Here is a 21,144-nt window from a genome sequence, read left to right on the forward strand (position 1 = left end):
ATCAGGCCAGCAGCCCGCGCACCGCCTGGACGACGCGCTCGACGTCCGCATCGCTCATCGCCGTGTAGAGCGGCAGGCTGACCGTGCGCTCGAAGGCCTTCTGCGACTGCGGGAACTGCTCGGGCGTCAGGCCGTAGCGGTCGCGCCAGTAGGGATGCAGGTGCAGTGGCACATAGTGCACGCTGCAGCCGATGCCGGCGGCGAACATGCCTTCGATGAAGGCGTCTCGCGTGATGGCCGCGTCGTCGGCCAGCCGGACGACATAGAGGTGCCAGGCGTGGGTATCGCCCTCGGGCGCGCAGGGCGGCAGGATCAGCGGCAGGTCGGCGAAGGCGTCGTTGAAGCGTTCGGCGATCTGCTCGCGTCGCTGCTGGAAGGCCGGCAGGCGCTTGAGCTGGTGCAGGCCCAGCGCGGCGGCGATGTCGGTCAGGTTGTACTTGAAGCCGGGCGCCACGATCTCGTAGTACCAGCTCGGCACCTTGGCCGTGAAGCGGTCGAAGGCGTCGCGGCTCATGCCGTGCAGGCGCATCACGCGGGCGCGCTTGGCCAGCTCGGGATTGCGCGTGACCAGCATGCCGCCCTCGCCCGTCGTCATCGTCTTGTTGGCGTAGAAGCTGAAGACGGTGGCGTCGCTGCCGAGGGTGCCGATCAACTCTTTTTCGAGCGTCGTCGGCAGCGCGTGAGCCGCGTCTTCGACGACGCGCAGGCCGTGGCGGCGGGCGATGTCGAGGACGGCCAGCATGTCGACGGCCAGGCCGGCATAGTGCACCGGCAGGATGGCGCGGGTAGCAGGCGTGATGGCGGCCTCGATGGCGGCGATGTCGATGTTCATCGTCGCCGGGTCGATGTCGACGAGCTTCACATCGGCGCCGAGGTAGCGCACGACCTCGGCCGTGGCCGTGAAGGTGTGGGTCGTCGTGATGACCTCGTCGCCGGGGCCCAGGCCGATGGCCTCCAGCGCGAGGTGCAGGCCGGCGGTCGCCGAGTTGACGGCGATGCATTCGATCTGCGGGTCACCCAGGAATTCGGCGAAGGCCTGCTCGAAGCGCTTGGCCTTGGGGCCGGTCGTGATCCAGCCGGATTTCAGCGTGTCGACGACTTCGGCGATCTCGTCGTCACCCAGGTCGGGCAGGGCAAAGGGGAGGAAGGGCTGGGCAGTCATCGGCGGGGATTTTCGGTCATTGCGGCTTGTCCATCGGCACCGGGCCGCGACAAGGCCTCGATGAAACGGGCCGCCAGCACGGGGTAGGCATGGTGGGCCATCGCGAACGCGCGGCCGCGCTCGCCCATCGCGGCGCGCTGCTGCGGTGGCAGGGCCGCGAGTTGCAGCAAGCCCTGGGCGACCGCATCGGCGTCCTCAGGCGGCACGGTCAGGCCGGCGCCGGCCTCGGCCACGGGATCGTTGCCGGCCTCGACCGAATGCAGCACCGCGCGGCCGGCCATCAGGTAGTCGATGAGCTTGTTGGGCGCGATGCCGAAGCGGTAGATGGGCGTGCGCTGCCAGCCGATGTAGGCGATGTCGAAGCGGCTCAGCAGCGTCGGGATCTGGGCCTTGGGGATGGGCGCGAAGAAGCGGACGTTCTTCAACCCTTCTGCCTCCGCACGCTGGGCCAGGCGCAGCGCCTCGTGGCCGCTGCCCACCAGCACGAAGCTCAACGGCGCATGCTTGAGCCGGGCTGCGGCGTCCAGCAGCACGTCCAGCGCATTCGGCAGGCCCATGGAGCCGGCATAGCCGACGACGATGCGGCCGGCCGCGTGCTCGGCGTCGAGATGGGCCGCCAGCGTCGCACCCAGGGGCGTGGGCTCGCCGCCCCATTCCTCGGGCGCGAAGCCGTTGGGCACGATGTGCAGCTTGGCGCAATCCAGGCCCCGGGACGCCATGTGCTCGTGCACGCAGGGCAGCATGGAGACGACGACGTCGGCGTCGCGGTAGGCGTCGGCCTCGGCCTTGCCGCACAGCATCGCGAAGGGATGGCGGGGCGACATGCCGGACAGCTCGATCAGCGACAGCGGCCAGAGGTCGTGCACCTCGTAGACCAGCCTGGCCTTGGCGAGCCGGGCCAGCTTGCGCGCGACCCAGACGTCCATCGGGTAGGTGCTGGAGGCGATGACGGCGTCGGGCCTGAACTCGCGCGTCAGCCGCCAGGCATCGGCGCGCAGCTGGCGCAGGAAGGACAGGATGTTGCGCAGGCGGCCGACGCCGTTGCCCTGGTAGGCGGGCGTGGGCAGCCAGCGGTAGCGGATGCCGTCGATGAACTCTTCGCGCGGCTCGGCGCCGATCTCGGGTTGCACGGCCCGCACATGCGAGTGGCTGGCCGCGACGATGGTGACCTCATGCCCCGCCCTGACCCATTCGCGGGCCAGGTAATAGGGGCGGAACTCCATGCCGTGGCGGGGCGAGCCGGCGTAGTGGTTGACGAGCAGCAGTTTCATGCGGGCGCCAGCTCCTTGAGCCGGGTCAGGAAGCGCTGGACGTGCGGCTCGAACAGGCCGTTCGCGGCGACCCAGTCGCGGTTGCCGCGCGCCAGCACGGCGCTGTCCAGCATGGCCATGCGCGCGGGCAGGTCGTCGAGCGAGCCGACGATGAGGCCGCGCGCCCCATCACTTTCAGGGGGGCCGATCAACTCGCGGTTGGCGGGCAGCTCGGACAGCAGCGGCACGCAGCCATGGGCCATCGCTTCGAGCACCGAGACCGACACGGAATCGCTCTGCGGCAGGCTCAGGAACCAGGTCGAACGGGCATAGTGGGCGGCCTGGGCGGCAGCGTCCAGGCGGCCGACGAAGCTGACCTTGTCCGCCAGGCCGCGGGCGGCGACATCGGCTTCCAGCGCCGCGCGCAGCGAGCCGTCATTGGCGATAACGAGACGCGCCTCGGGCTGGGCCGCGGCGATGCGCGCAAATGCTTCGATGACGAGCTGCGGCCGGTAGATAGTCTCCAGGCCGCGGTTCGCGAAGCACAGCCAGGGCTGCTTCTTCGCGTTCTGCCTGGGCATGGCTTCGAGGCCGAAGGGGAAGGTCATGACCTCGCCGGCACCCAGCTCGCGCATGCGCTCGGTCATGAAGACCGAGTCCGAGGTCGTGATCGCGCAGTTGCGCAGCACCTTCTTCGTCATCCAGCGCCAGGCACCGCCGCGCTGCGGCGTCACGAGGATGTCGCTGCCCCAGGCCGAGCCGGCGATCTGGGCGCGCAGCCGCCAGCCGAGCTTGGCCGCCCAGGCCAGCGTGCCGTGCGACGTCAGGTAGTGGGCATGCAGCCAATCGGCGTCGGTTTCCGCCAGCCAGGCGCCGACCTTGGGCAGTTGCTTGACCAGCGCGAAATTGCCGCCGCCGTGGTCGGGCGACGTGTTCAGGGCCAGCCGGCGCGCGTCCGGCAGCAGCTGTTGGAACTCGGGCAGGAAGCCGCGCGAGGAGATGGCGTGCAACTGCACGCGGGGCTGCAGCGCGCGGGCCCACTTCAGCAGATGGGGGCTTTCGCCGTCGCCTATGAGGACAAGTTTGAGACCGCCCGACAGCCCAGCGCGGCTCATGTCGGCAGTTCCCCGGCCCAGCCTTGGTAATGCATCGCCAGCTCCGGGTGCTGGCGCAGCAGCGCTGCGTCTTTGCGACGAGTGTCTCCCACCACCTTGGCCGGCTGTCCAGCGAGGATGGCGTAGTCGGGGAACTCCCCCTGCACCAGGCTATAGGCCGACACAAGCGTGCCCTTGCCCAGTCGAGTGCCCGGCAGCAGAGTCGCGTGCGCACCAACGAAGCTGTAGGGCCCGATGTCGACAGGTGCCTCGAAGTAGGCCACCTTGTCGGCCTCACTGACGTACGCGCGGCCATACAGCCGGATCGCCGCATGGCTGGAATGGGTAAAGATCCCTGTGAAAAAGCCGATCTGACAGCCCTCGCCGATGCGCAGGCCAAAGGTGGCGTCGAGCACGCTGAAATGCCCGATGAAGACGTGATCCCCCACCTCCAGGCGTTCCGGGGCGAATACCGCAGTGCTGTTGCTGAGCCTCGTGTTCGGGAGGAACTCCCCGTCACCGCAAACGAAGCCGTAGACCATGCGCGGCCCCCAGAGTCTCGACAACAAGCGCTTTAGGCGCTGCCAGGCGCGGCGGGCCAAGCTTGCTTTCACTGAATATCCTCCCGAAGAGGGGCTCGCCGCAGCAGGCCCCAGAAGAAGTAGCCGAAATAGCAGGCCGTCGCCGCGGACACGCCCCATCCCGCACCCAGCAACCCACCCCAGTGCAGCCCGAGTGCCAGGCCCGCCACAAAGACGAGCTGCCCCACCAGCACCAGTTTCAGCGCCCAGGCTTGAAGCCCCCAGGCCATGGGCACGACGGCCAGGGGGGCGGCCACGAAATGCAACGCAATATAGGGCGACAGGGCCCTCGCCAAGTGACCTGCGTCGCGCCAGGCCGGACCGAAGGCAGCTTCGAACAGCCAAGGCCCGCCCAGTCCCAACACCGCAAGCAGCCCCACTGCCAGCAGCGCCAGCAGCCGCATGCTGCGCAGCACCAGACGCCTGGCCTCGCCCGGCTGTTGCGCACGGGTCAACTGCGGGTAAAGCGTTTGCGACAGGGCCCCACCGATCAGGCTGGCCGGCGCTTTCAGATAGCGCAAGGCCAAGGCCCAGAGGCCGGCGGATGAGTCACTCAGCGCGGCGGCCAGCAGCGCCAGGGCAAGGGTGTCCTGCAACGCGCCGGCAAATGCGTGGGGGGTGTTGAGCAACGGGAAATCGCGATGTTTCCAGGCCATCTCCCGCATGGGCTGAGGCGCGAACAAACCGCGCCACCCTCCTAGCGGCGCCGGCCGTGCCTGCAACGCAGCGGCGGCGGCCGTGGCCAGCGTGGCGCCACCGATCAGCCCCCAGGGCCCAGCGTGCATCAGCCCCAGGCCCACCTGGGCAACAGCCGCGCCCCCCCACTGCAGCACCCGCCCCCAGGCCAGCACCGCGAAGCGCCCAGCGCGCGCAGCCCACTGGGCCAGGGCTTGGCTGGCTGCGGCGGCCAGCACGGCCAGCGGCAGCGCAACGGCAACCGAAATGCCCGCCCACAACATCCAGGCCCCGCCAACGAGGATGGCCAGCCCCGTCACGGCCAGCAGCACGCGCAGGCACAGCGCCAGCAGCGCGGCAGCGCCCGCTTCGTCCGTCTCCATCGCCAGCGCGAACTCGTAGCGCGCGCAGCCGACGACGGCCAGGTTGCTGGCCACGCTCCAGACGAGGGAGAACTGTCCGTACTCGGCCGGCGTGTACAGACGCGCGATCCAGGGGCCCAGCAAAAGGGGCAGAGCCTGGGCCAGCGCGCTGCCGGCAAGCAGGGTGAGGGTGGCGCGCGTCAGGCTGGTGGAGGTCATGGGGCGGGCGATTCTAAAATCGCCGGTTCGACCAAGGCCCGCAATGACTCAAGCCACACCCTCCCCCGCCCTCCCCGCCCAGGCTGACGATAACCAACTGATCGCCGAGCGCCGCGAAAAACTGGCCGCGCTGCGGGCCGCAACGGCGGTGCCCTTTCCCAACGACTTCAAGCCCCAGCACCGCGCGGCGCCGCTGCAGGCGCAGTATGGCGACGTGCCCAACGAGGAACTGGAGCCCCAGGCCGTCAAGGTCAGCGTGGCCGGCCGCATGATGCTCAAGCGCGTGATGGGCAAGGCGAGCTTCTGCACGCTGCAGGACGCCACCGGCCGCATACAGCTGCGCGTGACCGTCGACAACGTCGGCGCCGAGGTCTACGACGCCTTCAAGCACTGGGACCTGGGCGACATCCTCGGCGGCGAAGGCGTGCTGATGAAGACCAAGACCGGCGAGCTGACGGTCACCGTCACGACGCTGCGCCTGCTGACCAAGAGCCTGCGCCCGCTGCCGGACAAGTTCCACGGCATGACCGACCAGGAGCAGAAATACCGCCAGCGCTATGTCGACCTGATCACCGACGAGGACGCCCGCAAGCGCTTCGTCGCGCGCAGCCAGGGCGTGTCGGCCATCCGCAGCTTCATGGTGGAGCACGGCTTCCTGGAGGTGGAGACGCCCATGCTCCATCCCATCCCCGGCGGCGCCAACGCCAAGCCCTTCACCACCCACCACAACGCGCTGGACCAGCAGATGTTCCTGCGCATCGCGCCCGAGCTCTACCTGAAGCGGCTGGTGGTGGGCGGCTTCGAGCGCGTGTTCGAGATCAACCGCAACTTCCGCAACGAAGGCATCTCGGTGCGCCACAACCCCGAGTTCACGATGATGGAGTTCTATGCGGCCTACTGGACTCATCACGACATCATGGACTTCACCGAGGCCGTGCTGCGCCACGCCGCCATCGCCGCGACCGGCAGCGCCGCGCTGACCTATGCCGGCAAGCCCGTGGCGCTGGACAAGCCCTTCGCCCGCCTGTCGGTGCGCGACTCGCTGATCCGGTTCGCCGGCCTGACCGGTGAAGAGGCCGACAACCCCGACGTGCTGCGCGCGAAGATCGTCGCCGCCGGCGAGGACGCCCCTGCCCGCTGGAGCCTGGCTGAGCTGCAGTTCGGCCTGTTCGAGGCCGTCGTCGAGGAGAAGCTCTGGGAGCCCACCTTCATCATCGACTACCCCGTCGAGGTCTCGCCGCTGGCCCGCGCGTCCGACGCCAATCCCAAGATCACCGAGCGCTTCGAGCTCTTCATCACCGGCCGCGAGTACGCCAACGGCTTCTCCGAGCTGAACGACGCCGAGGACCAGGCCGCCCGCTTCCAGGCCCAGGTGGCCAACAAGGATGCCGGCGACGAGGAGGCGATGTTCTTCGACGCCGACTTCATCCGCGCGCTGGAATACGGAATGCCCCCGACCGGCGGCTGCGGCATCGGCATCGACCGGTTGATGATGCTGATCACCGATTCGCCGTCGATCCGCGACGTGATCCTGTTCCCCGCGCTGAGGCGCGAGGCCTGATCAACGCGCGGGCGCCTTGCCCGCGATGATCATCGCCAGCACTTCATCCTCCGTCACCGCGGCCGTCTGCGTCACCCCGACCAGTCGGCCGTTCTTCATGACGGCAAGCCGGTCCGACAGCGCGAACACGTCCGGCATGTCGTGCGTGACGAGCAGGATGCCGACGCCCTCGGCGCTGAGGCGGCGGATCAGGTCGTGCACCATCGCCGTCTCGGCGGGGCCGAGGGCCGCGCAGGGCTCGTCCATGATGAGGACGCGGGCCTTGAACTGCAGGGCCCTCGCGATCGCGACGACCTGGCGCTGGCCGCCGGACAGGGACATCACCGGGTCGGCGATGTTCCTGAAGTTGGGGTTGAGCCGCGCGAACAGCGGCACGGCGGCGGCGCGCATCGCGGCGTCGTCGAGCAGGCCGAAGCGGGTGCGCAGCTCGCGGCCGAGGAAGAGGTTGGCGACCGAGTCGAGGTTGTCGGCCAGGGCCAGCTTCTGGTGGATGGTCTCGAGGCCGGCGGCGCGCGAATCGGCCGGGCTCGCGAACCTCACGGGCAGGCCGTCGAGCCGCAGCTCGCCGCCGTCGAAAGGCAGCGCGCCGGCCAGCATCTGCATCAGCGTGGACTTGCCGGCGCCGTTGTGGCCCAGCACGGCCAGCACCTCGCCGGGCGCCAGGCTCAGGGACACGCCGTCGACCGCGTGCACGCCGCCAAAGGATTTGCGCGCCTCGCGCACTTCAAGGAGGGGTTCGGTCATTTCTGCACCACGCGATCGAACACCACGGCCGCCACCAGCACCTGGCCCAGCACGACCATGCGCCAGCCGATGCCGACGTCGGTCAGCAGCAGGCCGCTGTCGATGCTCTGGATGATGAGGGCGCCCAGTACCGTGCCGCCCACGCTGCCGCTACCGCCGGACAGGGAGACGCCGCCGATGACGGCCGCCGCGATGACGGTCAGCTCCATGCCGGTGCCCATCGAGTTCGTGCCCGCGTTCAGGCGCGCCACCGCGACCACGGCGGCCAGCGCCACCAGCGCCGCCAGCAGCAGGTTGAGCTGGATCATCACGCGCCGCACCGGAATGCCGGCCAGGCGCGCCGCATCGGGGTTGCCGCCGATGGCATAGACGTAGCGGCCGAAGCGCGTGTGCCTGGCGATGAAGCCCAGCAGCAGCACGACCGCAACCCAGATGACCAGCGGCAGCGGCAGGCCCTGGCCCTGCTCCTGGCCTTCGATCTTGTAGGCGTTGAAGACGGCGACCGCGGCCAGCACGGCAAGCGCCGACAGGCCGCCCTTCAGCAGCTCATGCCTGAGGTCGCCCGGCACGGCGCCCGCCCGCTCCTGCGCGCAGCGCTGCACCAACTGCCAGCCCCACAGCAGCAGCACCAGCACCATGCCCAGCAGCCAGCTGCCGCGCTCGCCCAGCGAACCGTCGATGCCGCCGCCCAGGGCCAGCAGCCAGGGCTCGCTGACGGGCTGGGTCTTGCCGTCGGCGATCAAAAAGGCCACGCCGCGCAGCGACACCAGGCCGCCCAGCGTGACGACGAAGGACGGGATGCCGATGACTGCCGCCAGCCAGCCCTGGAACAGCCCCACCGCCAGCGCCAGGCCCAGGCCCGCGCACAGCGAGGCCGCGACGGACCAGCCCTGCGTGTATTGCAGCCAGGCCATCAGCACGCCGACGGCGCCGAGCAGCGAACCCACTGCCAGGTCGATCTGGCGCGCGACGATGACCAGGGCCATGCCGCTGGCGACGATGCCGACGACCGCCGTCTGCTGGACGATGTTGTAGAAGTTCTCCGCGGTCAGAAAGCTGCCGGTGAGCAGGTGGAAGCCGATGGCGATGGCCACCAGCACGGCCGCCATCACGGCGAGCCGCCGGGCCTGGGCGCTCACTTGCAGGCCGCCGGTGCTTTTGAGCCGGCGACGCCCTTGCAGACCACCGCCTTGGGCACCCAGCCGGCGCCGATGACCTGGTCCAGGTTGGCCTGGGTGATGGCCACCGGCGCGAGGAACCTGGCCTGCAGCGTGAGCTTGCGCTCGCCGCCCGCCCAGGGCACGGCGCCGTCGACCTTCTGGCCGTTGGCCAGCTGCACGGCGGCATCGGCCGCCGCCTTGCCCAGTGCTCGCGAGTCCTTCCAGACCGACACGGTCTGCGTGCCCAGCGCGATGCGGTTCAGCGCCGCGTGATCGGCGTCCTGGCCGCTGACCGGCACGCCCTTGATGCCGCGGCCCGCCAGCGCCGCGATGGCACCGCCGGCCGTGCCGTCGTTGCTGGCCACGACCGCGTCCACGCCGCCCTTCAGGCGGGTCAGGATCTGCTCCATGTTCTTCTGCGCCGCCTCGGGCTTCCAGCCGTCGGTGTACTCCTCGGCGACGATCTTCACGTCGCCCTTCTTCACGGCATCGGCCAGCGCGTCCTGCTGGCCGGCGCGCAGGAAGTCGGCGTTCGGGTCGCTGGGCGAGCCCTTGATCATCACGAAGCGGCCTTGGGGCTTCACGGCCAGCACGGCCCTGGCCTGCAGGCGGCCGACTTCGCGGTTGTCGAAGCTCAGGTAGAAGACCTCGGGCGCCTCGATCAGGCGGTCATAGGCCACGACCGGCACCTTGCGGGCCTTGGCCTTGTTCAGCGCCGGCTGGATCGCGTCCTTGTCCATGGCCAGGATGACCAGCACCTTGGCGCCCTTGGCCAGCAGGGACTCGACGTCGGCAATCTGCTTCTCGGGCGAGCCGCCGGCATCGGCAGACACATAGCTGGCGCCCTGGCGGCCCAGCTCGGCCTTCATCGCGGCCTCGTCGGTCTTCCAGCGCTCCTCCTGGAAATTGGACCAGCTCACGCCGACCACGGGGCCGACCGCAAGCGCTTTCAACGAAGCCACCAGCAACACGCCGGCCGCCCACATCCTGTGCATTCCCATCTTGTCTCCAATGCCCGGTTTTTTCTGTGGGCGGCGAATTCTAGGAAGGCGGGCAACAAAAAGGCGATCCCGCGGGATCGCCTTCCGTCGGTTTGAAACCGCTTTGTTTCAGCGGGCGGCCAGGCCGGTGACCGGGCGGCTGACGCGGGCCGGAAAATCGCCCAGTTCGCGGGCGGCGTTCTCGCCATGATCGGCAGCCAGCGCGGCGGCCGTCTTCGCGTCGACGCTGACCTCGCTCGGCTTGACGGTCAGCACGGCCTGGCGCGGCAGCTTGGTCGTCGCGATGGCAGCGGCCCTGGCGCTGGCGGGCGTGGTCACATCGACACCCTTTTCGCCCTGGATGGCGGCGAGTTCACCGCTGTCGCGGGCGGCGACCAGGTCGGCAATGACTTGCTCGCGGGTCAGCGGCACGCCGGTCTGGGCGGAGGCGGCGCCGGCGGCGACAAGGGCAACGGCGGCGAAGAGGGTGGACAGCTTGCTCATGACGGGCTCCTTCAGCTACTGGCAGGAACGTCCTGCTTAGGGTCATTTCGGACATCGCGACCGCGGTGTCCATGGCCTGAACTGTAGGCAGCCGATCTCAGTAGAAACACCAGTCCAACGGGAACTGACTATTCATTCAACGCAAATAGTCACTCCAAACTCGTCACCGTTGTGCCACAAAACAGCTGTTCAGCGATGCTCGAAGTTCGGTGCGCGCTTGGCCAGGAAGGCCTCCATGCCCTCGCGCTGGTCGTGGCTGCCGAACAGCGCGTGGAAGTAGCGCCGCTCCACGGCGACACCGTCCGTCAGCGGGCCCTGGAAGGCCAGGTTCACCAGTTCCTTGATGAGCATGACCGAAGGACCGCTGAAGCCGTTGATGGTCTCGGCGGCGGCCAGGGCCTCTTCCAGCAGCTTGTCGGCCGGCACGACGCGCGACACCAGGCCGGCGCTCTCGGCTTCGGCGGCGGCCATCATGCGGGCGGTCAGCAGCATGTCCATGGCCTTGCTCTTGCCCACCGCGCGTGGCAGGCGCTGCGTGCCGCCGGCACCGGGCACGATGCCGAGCTTGATCTCGGGCTGGCCGAACTTGGCCGAGTCGGCGGCGATGATGAAGTCGCACATCATGGCCAGCTCGCAGCCGCCGCCGAGCGCGAAACCGGCCACCGCGGCGATGACGGGCTTGCGCACCTTCAGGATGGTCTCCCAGTTCTTGGAGATCAGGCCGCTCTTGAAGGCGGACGCGAAGGTGTGGGGCAGCATGGTCGGGATATCGGCACCGGCCGCGAAGGCGCGCTCGGAGCCGGTCAGCACGATGCAGCCGATGCCGTCGTCGGCGTCGAAGGCCTGCAGCGCGGCGCCCATCTCGTCCATCAGCTGGTCGTTCAGCGCATTCAGCGCCTTGGGGCGGTTCAGCGTGATGAGGCCGGTCTTGCGCGGGCCGTCGCCGTGGACGGCGGTGATGATGCATTCGTAGCTCATTGGGAGAGTCTCCTGGGGGTGTCGTTGGGCGATTCTGGCGCGGCTTGCAGCGGCGCGCCCTTCAGCATCAGGTCGATGGAGGTTTCCGGGTCGTGGCGGATGAGGATGCGCACCGGCAGGTACTGCAGCGCGGGCGCGAGCCAGACCTCGGCGGTCAGGTCGCCGCCGGTGGCCGGGCGGCCGGGCCTGAGATGCCAGGTGGGCAGCCTGCCCATCGGCGTGTCCAGCGCCTCTTCGCCCAGCACCTCGTACTGCCAGGCGTACTGCCGGCGCGGCAGCACCAGCGGGAACTGCACGACGCGGCCGGCTTGCAATTGCTCGCGGCCGGTCAGGAACAGCCAGGTCAACTGCACGAACTGGCTGGCAGCATCCTGCCCGCCGCCCAGCGCCGGCTCGCGCACGCCGCTGGCCAGCTGCACCTCGCCGGCCAGGAAGAAGACGCTGATGCGGCGCGGGTCGCCGAGGATGAATTTCGTCTCCTCGTCGTAGCGCTGCGGCGCGATGCCCTCGGGCGTCAGCCGGCCCTGGCTGCTCATGCGGCGCGTGATCAGCGGCGCGAAGCTGGGGCCGACGGCGACATCGAGGTTCACCTGGTAGTCGCGGCCCTTGCGCAGCCATTCGACCTGGGCCTGGCCATGGATGGGGCCGCGGTAGTTGCCGTTCAGCGCATAGCTCAGCCGCGTGGACAGCGGCCACTCGGGCCCCGGCTCGCCGTCAACAGGAGCCGATGCCGCTTCGGCGACCGTGATGGGCGGTGGGGTGGACGCCGCCTCCGCGACCGCCGCGGGCGGTGCGACGGGCTCGGGTGCCGACGCCGGCGCGGAAGCCGGCTCGGCGGCGCCCTGCGCGGCCACCTCTCGACGCGGCGCGGGCGGCGGCGGGGGCGCCTCCTTGCGCACGGCCGGCGGCACCTGCAGCGTCATCTCGCGCACCAGCGCCACCTGCATGCGCTCGGGCATGGGCGGCGGGCCGTCGCTGAGCCAGCCCTCGTGGATGCGCTGCACCTCGTGCCCGAGCAGCAGGTGCAGGGCCAGCACGGCCAGCACCAGCAGGCCGGGCGGCCGGACGGATTTCATCGCGGGCTCAGGCTTCGAGCCAGCGACGGCGCAGCGCGGGCTCGCCGTCGGCCAGGCCCAATGCGACGGAGGCCGGCCGCGCAGGCGGCAGTTCGACGTCGAGTTCGAGCAGGCGCTGGTCGCGGCTGACGAGCAGGCGCAGCCGCGTGTCGCCCGCGGCCAGCAGGCCCGGCACCTCGTCCAGGCGGCGCAGGCGCCAGCCGTTGCAGCCGAGGATCTCGTCGCGCGCGTTGAGCCCGCCCGCCTCGGCCGCGCCGCCGGCGAGCACATGCGTGACGCCGATGCCGGTCAGCGCGGCCTCGCGCACGCGCAGGCCGAGGCGCTGGGCCAGCGTCTGGCGACCTTCGTCGCGCCATGCAATGCCGTGGGCCTCCAGCAGCTCGCGCAGCGGCAGCTCGTCGGTGCCGTGGACCCAGGTGTGCAAACGGGCGGCGACCTCGTCACCGCCCAGCGCCTGCACGGCCGCGAGGATGTCGGCCTCGCTGACCGGGCCGCCGCCGCTGGCGGCCCACAGGCGCTGCATCAGCGCGTCCAGGCTGGACTGGCGGGTGCGCAGGCTCAGATCCAGGCACAGCGCCACCAGCGCGCCCTGGGCGTAGTAGTTGCTCGTCGCGTTGGGGCTGTTCTCGTCGGGCCGGTAATACTTGGTCCAGGCCTCGAAGCTGGCGGCGCTGAGCGGCTGCACGCGCCGGCCCGGCGCGGCGAGCACGCCGTTGATGCTGGCGGCCAGCAGCTTCAGGTAGCGCGGCGCATCGACCCGGCCGGCGCGCAGCAGCATCAGCTCGTCGTAGTAGCTGGTGAAGCCCTCGAAGAACCACAGCAGCTCGGTATGGTTTTCGCGCTGGTAGTCGAAGCTGGCGAACTCCGCGGGCCGCAGCCGCTTCACGTTCCAGGCGTGGAAATACTCGTGGCTGAACAGCCCGAGCAGCCGCGCATAGTTGTCGCCCGGCGCGGCGGGCTCGGCGGCCGTGGGCAGCTCGCGCCGCGCGCAGATCAGCGCCGTGCTGGCGCGGTGTTCCAGGCCGCCATGGCCGTCGTCCACGGCCCAGAGCAGGAAGCTGTAGCGCTCGAACGGGGTCTTCTTGGCGTCGTCCCAGAACGCGATCTGGGCCTCGCAGATGGGGCGCACGTCGGCCAGCAGGCGTTTGCCGTCGAAGCTGGGCCAGGCGCCCGCGACGACGATGCGGTGGGGCACGCCGGCGGCGAAGAATTCGCCCTGCCAGTGCGCCCCGATCTCGAAGGGGTGGTCGAGCAGTTCGTCGTAGCCGGCGGCCTCGAAACCGCCGTCCACGGCGGCCATCTCGGTCGCGACCTGCCAGCCGCTGGGCAGGCGGCCCAGCTCGATGCGATGCCGCTCATTCTCGCGGCCATGCGCGCGCAGGCACAGGCTGCTCGGGTTGAAGAAGGCTCGTTGCTCGTCCAGCCAGGCGATGCGCACCGAGGCGTCGAAGGCATAGACCTCGTAGCTCAGCGTCAGCGCCGCGCGGCCCTGGCAGCGCACGCGCCAGCTGGCCTTGTCGAGTTGCTCGACGGGCAGTTCGCGCCCGCCCTGGCGCGCGCCGAGGCGGCTCAGATGCTTGGCGAACTCGCGCACCATATAGCTGCCCGGGATCCAGACCGGCAGGCTGAAATCCTGCTCGGCCGCGGGGCTGGCGAGCGTCAAGGTGACGCGGTAGCGGTGGGCGGCCGGCTCGGCCAGCTCGATGCGATAGCGCGGCCCGGCCATCAGCTGCCTGCGGCGGCCAGGAAGCAGCTCAGCGAGGCAACGGCCGTGAGCCGGAAGCGCAGCGTCAGCCAGTCGGCGGCGCCGAGCAGCGGGTAGGCGCGGCGGTCCACCACATAGCAGGCGATCAGCGCGCCGCCATGCAGGGCCAGGCCGGCATAGGGCGGCATCACGACGCCCAGCCAGCCAAGCCCGACGGCGCTGACGCCCCAGTAGAGCGGCTGGCGCCCCGGCAGGCCGTGCGTGAAGGCCAGGCCCCAGTGGATGCCGCCGAGAAAGGCGACGACCAGGCCGGCCCAGGCCGACAGCGCAAGGCTGACGAAGGTGTGCTGGTCGAGGTCGCGGTCGCCGATCAGCCAGATCAGCGCGCCGCCGAGCACGAAGGGAACAAGGCCGGCATAACCGAGGCGATGCGCGAGCTGCCGATGTTCGGCGTCCATCGGGGTCAGGACTTGCTCGCCGCTGCCGCCAGGGCCTGCAGGCGCTTCTCGAGTTCGACCGGCCCGACGGCGCCCGGGATGCGGTTACCGTCTTCCAGCAGGATGGCCGGCGTGCCGTTGACGTGGATCTTGCGCGACAGCGCCAGGTTGCGCTCGATGGCGCCGTCGTCGCAGCCGGCGGCCGGCTTGGGCGGCATCTCGCCCCGCAGCATCCAGGCCAGCCAAGTGTTGGCGCCGTCCTTGGCGCACCAGATCGCGCGCGTCTTCTCGGGCGAGTCGCCGCCGAGGATGGGGATCAGGAAGGTGTAGACCGTCACGTCCTTCATCTCCTGCAGCGACTTCTCGAAGCGCTTGCAATAGCCGCAGTTCGGGTCGGCGAAGACGGCAATGCGGCGCTTGCCGCTGCCGTTCTTCCACACCAGCGCGTCCTTGAACGGCAGCGCCGAGAAGTCGACGCGGTTGATCTGGGTGACGCGTTCCTCGGTCAGGTTCTTCTTCGCCTTGAGGTCGAAGATCTCGCCCTCGATGAGGAAGCTGCCGGTGGGGTCGGTGTAGCGCACCTCGTTGCCGATGCGGAGCTCCCACAGGCCCGGCACCGGGCTGGGGCGCACCTCGTCGACCTTGGGCGCGTTGGGCATGCGTTCGGCAAGCGCTTTGCGGATGACGGCCTCGTTGGCGAGGGCGGGCAGGGCGGCGGTAACCAGCAGGCTGGTCGTCAGAAGGCGGACGGCGGAAGGCAGCACGATAGGGAGCAGGTTGGGGGTTTAGAGCCCGAGTGCGCGCTGGGTCAGCCAGCGCTTCAGGGGAGGGAGTTGGTCCAGCGCATCCAGCCCGCGGTTGCGCAGGTTCTGTGCCGCGCCGGACGGGTGGGCGAAGAGGCGTTGCAGCGCGTCGGTCAGCTCGCCCATCGCGAGCGTCGGCGCGAGGCGCTCGCGTGCGTAGCGGCGCAGCAGGCGTTCATCGCCGAGCGGGCGCCAGGCTTCGCGCCCGGCCAGCACGCGCGACAGCGCAGCGACGTCGCCAAGGCCGAGATTGAGGCCCTGGCCTGCCAGCGGATGCACGATGTGGGCCGCATCGCCGAGCAGCACCCAGCCCGGTCCGCTGACGGCGTCGGCCCGCGCCAGCGCAAGCGGCCAGCTCGCGCGCTCGCTGCCGAGCTTGAGCTCGCCTGCGGCTGCGCCCGTCGCGGCGTTCAGCTCGCGCTCGAAGTCGGCGGCCGGCAGGCCCATCAGCTGCATCGCCCGGGCTTCGGCACAGGACCAGACCAGGCCGTAGGACGCGCCCGGCACGGGCTTCTCGAAGGGCAGCAGGGCCAGGACTTCGCCGCCGGGCTGGAACCACTGGCGCGCCACGCCCTGGTGGGCACGGTCCGCAAGCAGCCGCGCGGCCACGGCCCTGTGCCCGTAGGGGCGGGGTTTGAACTCGATGCCGAGCGCCTCTCGCGCGGCCGATTCGCGGCCCTCGCAGAGAGCGGTCAATGCGGCGGGGGTGTCGCCGGCCACGCTGTGGACATGGGGCGAGAAGCGCAGCGCGGTCGCCAACTGGGCGTCCAATTCCGCCGCATCGACGATGACCGCCAGCTCGCGCGCGCCCTGCCGCCAGGCCGAGAAGCTCAAGCGGCCCGCGGGCTGGCCCTGGGCCGCGTCGCCGCAGACGATCATGTCGTAGACCGGGCTGACGGCATCCGCGGGCAGGCTGCTCCAGATCTTCAGCTCGCCCAGCAGCGCGACCGAGGCCGCGTTCAGCGCATAGGTGCGCACATCGTTCGCGCGCGGGGCCTCGGGGCTGCCCGTCATGCCCACACTCAGGCCCTGGGCGGCCAGGCTGAGCGCGAGGCTGCTGCCCACCGCTCCCCGGCCCCTGACCAACACGTCCACGCTTTGCATGGCGCGATTGTAGGCAGGGGGTATGACCGCATCGCGGCGCGCGGTCGGGCCCGTGGGTGCAGTCGCGCCGGCCGACTAAAATCGCACGCTTAGCCGCCGGCCGCCGCCGGCCGCCCTCCCCAACGGAAAGCCCCGCCATGAGCCTCAAATGCGGCATCGTGGGCCTGCCCAATGTCGGCAAGTCCACGCTCTTCAACGCCCTGACCAAAGCCGGCATCGCCGCCGAGAACTACCCCTTCTGCACGATCGAGCCCAATGTCGGCATCGTCGAGCTGCCCGACCCCCGCCTCGCGGCGCTGGCCGAGATCGTCAAGCCGGAACGCGTGCTGCCCGCCGTCGTCGAGTTCGTCGACATCGCCGGCCTGGTGGCCGGCGCCAGCAAGGGCGAAGGCCTGGGCAACCAGTTCCTGTCGCACATCCGCGAGACGGACGCCATCGTCAACGTCGTGCGCTGCTTCGAGGATCCGAACGTCATCCACGTCAACGGCAAGGTCGATCCGATCTCGGACATCGAGGTGATCCAGACCGAGCTCTGCCTGGCCGACCTCGGCACCGTCGAGAAGAGCCTGCACCGCTACAACAAGGTTGCCCGCGCCGGTGACAAGGAAGCCATCGCGCTGGTCAAGGTGCTGGAGAAATGCCAGTTGGCGCTGGACCAGGCCAAGCCGGTTCGCGCCATCGACTTTAGCAAGGAAGAACTGGCCATCCTCAAGCCTCTGTGCCTGATCACGGCCAAGCCGGCCATGTTCGTCGGCAACGTCGCCGAGGACGGCTTCGAGAACAACCCCTTCCTGGATCGCCTGAAGGAATACGCGGCGGCCCAGAACGGCCCGGTCGTGGCGATCTGCGCGAAGACCGAGTCCGAGCTGTCCGAGATGGAAGACGAGGACCGCGCGCTGTTCCTGGCCGAGATGGGCCAGGACGAACCGGGCCTGAACCGCCTGATCCGCGCCGCCTTCAAGCTGCTGGGCCTGCAGACCTACTTCACCGCCGGCGTGAAGGAAGTGCGCGCCTGGACCATCCACATCGGCGACACCGGCCCCCAGGCGGCGGGCGTCATCCACACCGACTTCGAGCGCGGCTATATCCGCGCCCAGACCATCGCCTACGACGACTTCATCCAGTACCGCGGCGAGCAGGGCGCGAAGGATGCAGGCAAGATGCGGGCCGAAGGCAAGGAATACGTCGTCAAGGATGGCGATGTGCTGCACTTCTTGTTCAACGTCTGAGCGACGCCTTCCCAAAAACCCGCCCCGGCGGGTTTTTTCATGCCTGGAATGGCATCAGACGCCTGGCGATCGGAGGAATATTTATCTGAAATCGCTCGAATCTGCCAGCACTGATTTCCCGTCGCTCAAAACCAAAACCCCCACTACCTTTCGATAGTGGGGGTTGGCATTAATAAATAGCCTGACGATGACCTACTTTCACACGGGAATCCGCACTATCATCGGCGCTGACTCGTTTCACTGTCCTGTTCGGGATGGGAAGGAGTGGGACCAAGTCGCTATGGTCGTCAGGCTTGACGGGTTGGCTTGTTGACGGTGTCAACAAGCCCAATTCGTAGAGTCAGCAGAGTATTTCTGCACACAGCAATCGCTTGCTGCGGAATCAGTTTAATTTGATTGCGTCTTCAGACTTCTGAAGAACAGCATAACTTGAACACCCACCTTGATCTGTGCTTCACAGTCAAAGTTATAGGGTCAAGCCTCACGGGCAATTAGTACTGGTTAGCTTAACGCATTACTGCGCTTCCACACCCAGCCTATCAACGTCCTGGTCTCGAACGACCCTTCAGGGGGCTCAAGGCCCCGGCAAGACTCATCTTGAGACGAGTTTCCCGCTTAGATGCTTTCAGCGGTTATCTCTTCCGCACTTAGCTACTCGGCAATGCCACTGGCGTGACAACCGATACACCAGAGGTGCGTCCACTCCGGTCCTCTCGTACTAGGAGCAGGCTCTCTCAATCTTGCAGCGCCCACGGAAGATAGGGACCAAACTGTCTCACGACGTTTTAAACCCAGCTCACGTACCTCTTTAAATGGCGAACAGCCATACCCTTGGGACCGGCTACAGCCCCAGGATGAGATGAGCCGACATCGAGGTGCCAAACACCGCCGTCGATATGAACTCTTGGGCGGTATCAGCCTGTTATCCCCAGAGTACCTTTTATCCGTTGAGCGATGGCCCTTCCATACAGAACCACCGGATCACTTTGTCCTACTTTCGTACCTGCTCGACTTGTCAGTCTCGCAGTCAAGCACGCTTATGCCAATGCACTATCGTCACGATTTCCGACCGTAACTAGCGTACCTTCGAACTCCTCCGTTACACTTTGGGAGGAGACCGCCCCAGTCAAACTGCCCACCATACACTGTCCCCATCCCGGATAACGGGACAAGGTTAGAACCTCAAACACACCAGGGTGGTATTTCAACGTCGGCTCCATAAGATCTAGCGACCTTACTTCAAAGCCTCCCACCTATCCTACACAGATCTGTTCAAAGTCCAATGTAAAGCTACAGTAAAGGTTCATGGGGTCTTTCCGTCTTTCCGCGGGGAGATTGCATCATCACAAACATTTCAACTTCGCTGAGTCTCTGGAGGAGACAGTGTGGCCATCATTACTCCATTCGTGCAGGTCGGAACTTACCCGACAAGGAATTTCGCTACCTTAGGACCGTTATAGTTACGGCCGCCGTTTACTGGGACTTCAGTCAAGAGCTTGCACCCCATCATTTAATCTTCCAGCACCGGGCAGGAGTCACACCCTATACGTCGACTTTCGTCTTTGCAGAGTGCTGTGTTTTTAATAAACAGTTGCAGCCACCGATTCTCTGCGGCCTCATTGGGCTCCCCTTGTACAGGTTCACCTACTAAAGGCACACCTTCTTCCGAAGTTACGGTGTCAATTTGCCGAGTTCCTTCTCCAGAGTTCTCTCAAGCGCCTTAGAATACTCATCTCGCGCACCAGTGTCGGTTTGCGGTACGGTCGTCAATAGCTGAAGCTTAGTGGCTTTTCTTGGAAGCAGGGTATCACTCACTTCGTCTGCAAGCAGACTCGTTATCACGCCTCATCTAAGCTCTCCGGATTTGCCTAAAGAGCACGACTACACGCTTGAACCAACATATCCAACAGTTGGCTGAGCTAACCTTCTCCGTCCCCACATCGCACTATTGATCGGTACAGGAATATTGACCTGTTTCCCATCAGCTACGCATCTCTGCCTCGCCTTAGGGGCCGACTCACCCTACGCCGATGAACGTTGCGTAGGAAACCTTGCGCTTTCGGCGAGGGGGCTTTTCACCCCCTTTAACGCTACTCATGTCAGCATTCGCACTTCTGATACCTCCAGCAGGCTTCACAACCCACCTTCACAGGCTTACAGAACGCTCTCCTACCACGCATCTTGCGATGCATCCGCAGCTTCGGTAACTGGCTTAGCCCCGTTACATCTTCCGCGCAGGACGACTCGATCAGTGAGCTATTACGCTTTCTTTAAATGATGGCTGCTTCTAAGCCAACATCCTGACTGTTTTAGCCTTCCCACTTCGTTTCCCACTTAGCCAATTTTAGGGACCTTAGCTGGCGGTCTGGGTTGTTTCCCTCTTGAGTCCGGACGTTAGCACCCGGTGCTCTGTCTCCCAAGCTGTACTCTGCGGTATTCGGAGTTTGCATAGGTTTGGTAAGTCGCCATGACCCCCTAGCCTAAACAGTGCTCTACCCCCGCAGGTAATACTTGAGGCACTACCTAAATAGTTTTCGGAGAGAACCAGCTATTTCCAAGTTTGTTTAGCCTTTCACCCCTATCCACAGCTCATCCGCTAGTTTTGCAACACTAGTCGGTTCGGACCTCCAGCACCTGTTACGGTACCTTCATCCTGGCCATGGATAGATCACTTGGTTTCGGGTCTACACCCAGCGACTATTCGCCCTATTCGGACTCGATTTCTCTACGGCTTCCCTATTCGGTTAACCTCGCCACTGAATGTAAGTCGCTGACCCATTATACAAAAGGTACGCCGTCACCCTTGCGGGCTCCGACTTTTTGTATGCATGCGGTTTCAGGATCTATTTCACTCCCCTCCCGGGGTTCTTTTCGCCTTTCCCTCACGGTACTTGTTCACTATCGGTCGATTACGAGTATTTAGCCTTGGAGGATGGTCCCCCCATATTCAGACAGGATTTCACGTGTCCCGCCCTACTCTATTCGCGCCTAGTTCCACAATCTGCATTTCTCATACGGGGCTATCACCCGCTGTGGCCGGACTTTCCATTCCGTTCTGATATGCAAACTGCTAAAACGCGAGGGCTACTCCGATTTCGCTCGCCACTACTTTCGGAATCTCGGTTGATGTCTTTTCCTCGAGCTACTGAGATGTTTCAGTTCACCCGGTTCGCTTCATTACCCTATGTATTCAGATAATGATGACCTTACGGTCGGGTTTCCCCATTCGGAAATCTCCGGATCAAAGCTAATTTGCCAGCTCCCCGAAGCTTATCGCAGGCTATCACGTCCTTCGTCGCCTGTAATCGCCAAGGCATCCACCACATGCACTTAGTCACTTGACCCTATAACTTTGACAGCGCTGACTGCACTGTCGTCAAGGACTCAATCCAGATCGTTGATCCAGACTGTTTTTGAGTATTCACGCGTTACGCCGTTCTTCAAATATCCAAACAATTTCTTGCTCGGTTGAAGTCTATGTTGACGCAATCAAAATGTTGCCGACGGCACGGTGCATCAG

Annotated in this window: 17 protein-coding genes and 2 rRNA genes; 2 read left to right on the top strand and 17 right to left on the bottom strand. The window is 66.8% G+C overall.

Annotated features, from left to right (window positions below; genetic code table 11):
* Window position 1: 1 nt before the first annotated feature.
* From NYP07_RS03440 to NYP07_RS03460, 5 genes are all read right to left on the bottom strand, one after another.
* Window positions 2-1,162, bottom strand: a complete 1,161-nt coding sequence (locus NYP07_RS03440; RefSeq protein WP_268147453.1) for a DegT/DnrJ/EryC1/StrS family aminotransferase — start codon at window positions 1,160-1,162, stop codon at window positions 2-4.
* On the bottom strand, window positions 1,159-2,433 hold the full coding sequence (locus NYP07_RS03445; RefSeq protein WP_268147455.1) for a glycosyltransferase family 4 protein: 1,275 nt from the start codon (window positions 2,431-2,433) through the stop codon (window positions 1,159-1,161). Before NYP07_RS03445 ends, NYP07_RS03440 begins: the two co-directional genes overlap by 4 nt.
* On the bottom strand, window positions 2,430-3,527 hold the full coding sequence (locus tag NYP07_RS03450) for a glycosyltransferase (protein ID WP_268147457.1): 1,098 nt from the start codon (window positions 3,525-3,527) through the stop codon (window positions 2,430-2,432). Before NYP07_RS03450 ends, NYP07_RS03445 begins: the two co-directional genes overlap by 4 nt.
* On the bottom strand, window positions 3,524-4,048 hold the full coding sequence (locus NYP07_RS03455; RefSeq protein WP_268147459.1) for an acyltransferase: 525 nt from the start codon (window positions 4,046-4,048) through the stop codon (window positions 3,524-3,526). The genes NYP07_RS03450 and NYP07_RS03455 overlap by 4 nt, the downstream gene beginning before the upstream one ends.
* Before the next feature lie 68 nt (window positions 4,049-4,116).
* Window positions 4,117-5,343 (bottom strand): lipopolysaccharide biosynthesis protein, encoded by a 1,227-nt coding sequence (locus tag NYP07_RS03460; protein ID WP_268147461.1) that lies wholly within the window; start codon window positions 5,341-5,343, stop codon window positions 4,117-4,119.
* A 43-nt stretch (window positions 5,344-5,386) separates the two neighbouring features.
* On the opposite strand from NYP07_RS03460, the gene lysS reads away from it, so the two are divergent.
* Window positions 5,387-6,904 (top strand): lysine--tRNA ligase, encoded by a 1,518-nt coding sequence (gene lysS, locus NYP07_RS03465; RefSeq protein ID WP_268147463.1) that lies wholly within the window; start codon window positions 5,387-5,389, stop codon window positions 6,902-6,904.
* Here lysS and NYP07_RS03470 read toward each other — a convergent pair whose 3' ends face one another.
* From NYP07_RS03470 to NYP07_RS03515, 10 genes are all read right to left on the bottom strand, one after another.
* Window positions 6,905-7,648, bottom strand: coding sequence for an ATP-binding cassette domain-containing protein (locus NYP07_RS03470; RefSeq protein WP_268147466.1), 744 nt, complete (start codon window positions 7,646-7,648; stop codon window positions 6,905-6,907).
* Window positions 7,645-8,787, bottom strand: coding sequence for a sugar ABC transporter permease (locus NYP07_RS03475; RefSeq protein WP_268147468.1), 1,143 nt, complete (start codon window positions 8,785-8,787; stop codon window positions 7,645-7,647). The genes NYP07_RS03470 and NYP07_RS03475 overlap by 4 nt, the downstream gene beginning before the upstream one ends.
* Entirely contained in the window at window positions 8,784-9,809 is a 1,026-nt protein-coding gene (locus NYP07_RS03480; RefSeq protein WP_268147470.1) for a substrate-binding domain-containing protein, read from the bottom strand. Before NYP07_RS03480 ends, NYP07_RS03475 begins: the two co-directional genes overlap by 4 nt.
* Before the next feature lie 108 nt (window positions 9,810-9,917).
* Window positions 9,918-10,292 carry a DUF4148 domain-containing protein gene (locus NYP07_RS03485; protein WP_268147472.1) on the bottom strand — a complete coding sequence of 125 codons (375 nt, stop codon included), beginning with the start codon at window positions 10,290-10,292 and terminating at the stop codon, window positions 9,918-9,920.
* A 189-nt stretch (window positions 10,293-10,481) separates the two neighbouring features.
* Window positions 10,482-11,270 (bottom strand): enoyl-CoA hydratase, encoded by a 789-nt coding sequence (locus tag NYP07_RS03490; RefSeq protein WP_268147474.1) that lies wholly within the window; start codon window positions 11,268-11,270, stop codon window positions 10,482-10,484.
* Entirely contained in the window at window positions 11,267-12,346 is a 1,080-nt protein-coding gene (locus tag NYP07_RS03495; RefSeq protein ID WP_268147476.1) for a DUF3108 domain-containing protein, read from the bottom strand. The genes NYP07_RS03490 and NYP07_RS03495 overlap by 4 nt, the downstream gene beginning before the upstream one ends.
* A 7-nt stretch (window positions 12,347-12,353) precedes the next feature.
* The gene (locus NYP07_RS03500; protein WP_268147480.1) at window positions 12,354-14,072 is read right to left on the bottom strand and encodes a M61 family metallopeptidase; all 1,719 of its coding nucleotides are present in this window, start codon (window positions 14,070-14,072) and stop codon (window positions 12,354-12,356) included.
* Window positions 14,072-14,509, bottom strand: coding sequence for a DUF3429 domain-containing protein (locus tag NYP07_RS03505; RefSeq protein ID WP_268147482.1), 438 nt, complete (start codon window positions 14,507-14,509; stop codon window positions 14,072-14,074). The genes NYP07_RS03500 and NYP07_RS03505 overlap by 1 nt, the downstream gene beginning before the upstream one ends.
* A 5-nt stretch (window positions 14,510-14,514) precedes the next feature.
* Entirely contained in the window at window positions 14,515-15,252 is a 738-nt protein-coding gene (locus NYP07_RS03510; protein WP_268147484.1) for a DsbC family protein, read from the bottom strand.
* Window positions 15,253-15,273: 21 nt separating this feature from the next.
* Complete coding sequence (locus NYP07_RS03515; RefSeq protein ID WP_268147486.1) at window positions 15,274-16,395, bottom strand: FAD-dependent monooxygenase; 1,122 nt, start codon at window positions 16,393-16,395, stop codon at window positions 15,274-15,276.
* Window positions 16,396-16,532: 137 nt separating this feature from the next.
* On the opposite strand from NYP07_RS03515, the gene ychF reads away from it, so the two are divergent.
* Entirely contained in the window at window positions 16,533-17,624 is a 1,092-nt protein-coding gene (ychF, locus tag NYP07_RS03520; RefSeq protein ID WP_268147489.1) for a redox-regulated ATPase YchF, read from the top strand.
* A gap of 179 nt (window positions 17,625-17,803) precedes the next feature.
* On the opposite strand, the gene rrf is transcribed toward ychF, so the two are convergent.
* A 5S ribosomal RNA gene (gene rrf, locus NYP07_RS03525) occupies window positions 17,804-17,916 on the bottom strand.
* Window positions 17,917-18,094: 178 nt separating this feature from the next.
* Window positions 18,095-20,968, bottom strand: a 23S ribosomal RNA gene (locus NYP07_RS03530).
* Between the last annotated feature and the right edge of the window lie 176 nt (window positions 20,969-21,144).

This window comes from Pelomonas aquatica, assembly GCF_026712205.1.
In the GTDB taxonomy this organism is placed as follows: domain Bacteria; phylum Pseudomonadota; class Gammaproteobacteria; order Burkholderiales; family Burkholderiaceae_C; genus Pelomonas; species Pelomonas aquatica.

Excerpts from the sequence above, each read along its gene's own strand:
- NYP07_RS03495 (WP_268147476.1), bottom strand. The coding sequence starts at position 12,346 with ATGAAATCCGTCCGGCCGCCCGGCCTGCTGGTGCTGGCCGTGCTGGCC.
- NYP07_RS03480 (WP_268147470.1), bottom strand. The coding sequence starts at position 9,809 with ATGGGAATGCACAGGATGTGGGCGGCCGGCGTGTTGCTGGTGGCTTCG.
- NYP07_RS03485 (WP_268147472.1), bottom strand. The coding sequence starts at position 10,292 with ATGAGCAAGCTGTCCACCCTCTTCGCCGCCGTTGCCCTTGTCGCCGCC.
- NYP07_RS03450 (WP_268147457.1), bottom strand. The coding sequence starts at position 3,527 with ATGAGCCGCGCTGGGCTGTCGGGCGGTCTCAAACTTGTCCTCATAGGC.
- lysS (WP_268147463.1), top strand. The coding sequence starts at position 5,387 with ATGACTCAAGCCACACCCTCCCCCGCCCTCCCCGCCCAGGCTGACGAT.
- NYP07_RS03490 (WP_268147474.1), bottom strand. The coding sequence starts at position 11,270 with ATGAGCTACGAATGCATCATCACCGCCGTCCACGGCGACGGCCCGCGC.
- NYP07_RS03500 (WP_268147480.1), bottom strand. The coding sequence starts at position 14,072 with ATGGCCGGGCCGCGCTATCGCATCGAGCTGGCCGAGCCGGCCGCCCAC.
- ychF (WP_268147489.1), top strand. The coding sequence starts at position 16,533 with ATGAGCCTCAAATGCGGCATCGTGGGCCTGCCCAATGTCGGCAAGTCC.
- NYP07_RS03440 (WP_268147453.1), bottom strand. The coding sequence starts at position 1,162 with ATGACTGCCCAGCCCTTCCTCCCCTTTGCCCTGCCCGACCTGGGTGAC.
- NYP07_RS03445 (WP_268147455.1), bottom strand. The coding sequence starts at position 2,433 with ATGAAACTGCTGCTCGTCAACCACTACGCCGGCTCGCCCCGCCACGGC.
- NYP07_RS03455 (WP_268147459.1), bottom strand. The coding sequence starts at position 4,048 with ATGGTCTACGGCTTCGTTTGCGGTGACGGGGAGTTCCTCCCGAACACG.
- NYP07_RS03515 (WP_268147486.1), bottom strand. The coding sequence starts at position 16,395 with ATGCAAAGCGTGGACGTGTTGGTCAGGGGCCGGGGAGCGGTGGGCAGC.
- NYP07_RS03505 (WP_268147482.1), bottom strand. The coding sequence starts at position 14,509 with ATGGACGCCGAACATCGGCAGCTCGCGCATCGCCTCGGTTATGCCGGC.
- NYP07_RS03470 (WP_268147466.1), bottom strand. The coding sequence starts at position 7,648 with ATGACCGAACCCCTCCTTGAAGTGCGCGAGGCGCGCAAATCCTTTGGC.
- NYP07_RS03460 (WP_268147461.1), bottom strand. The coding sequence starts at position 5,343 with ATGACCTCCACCAGCCTGACGCGCGCCACCCTCACCCTGCTTGCCGGC.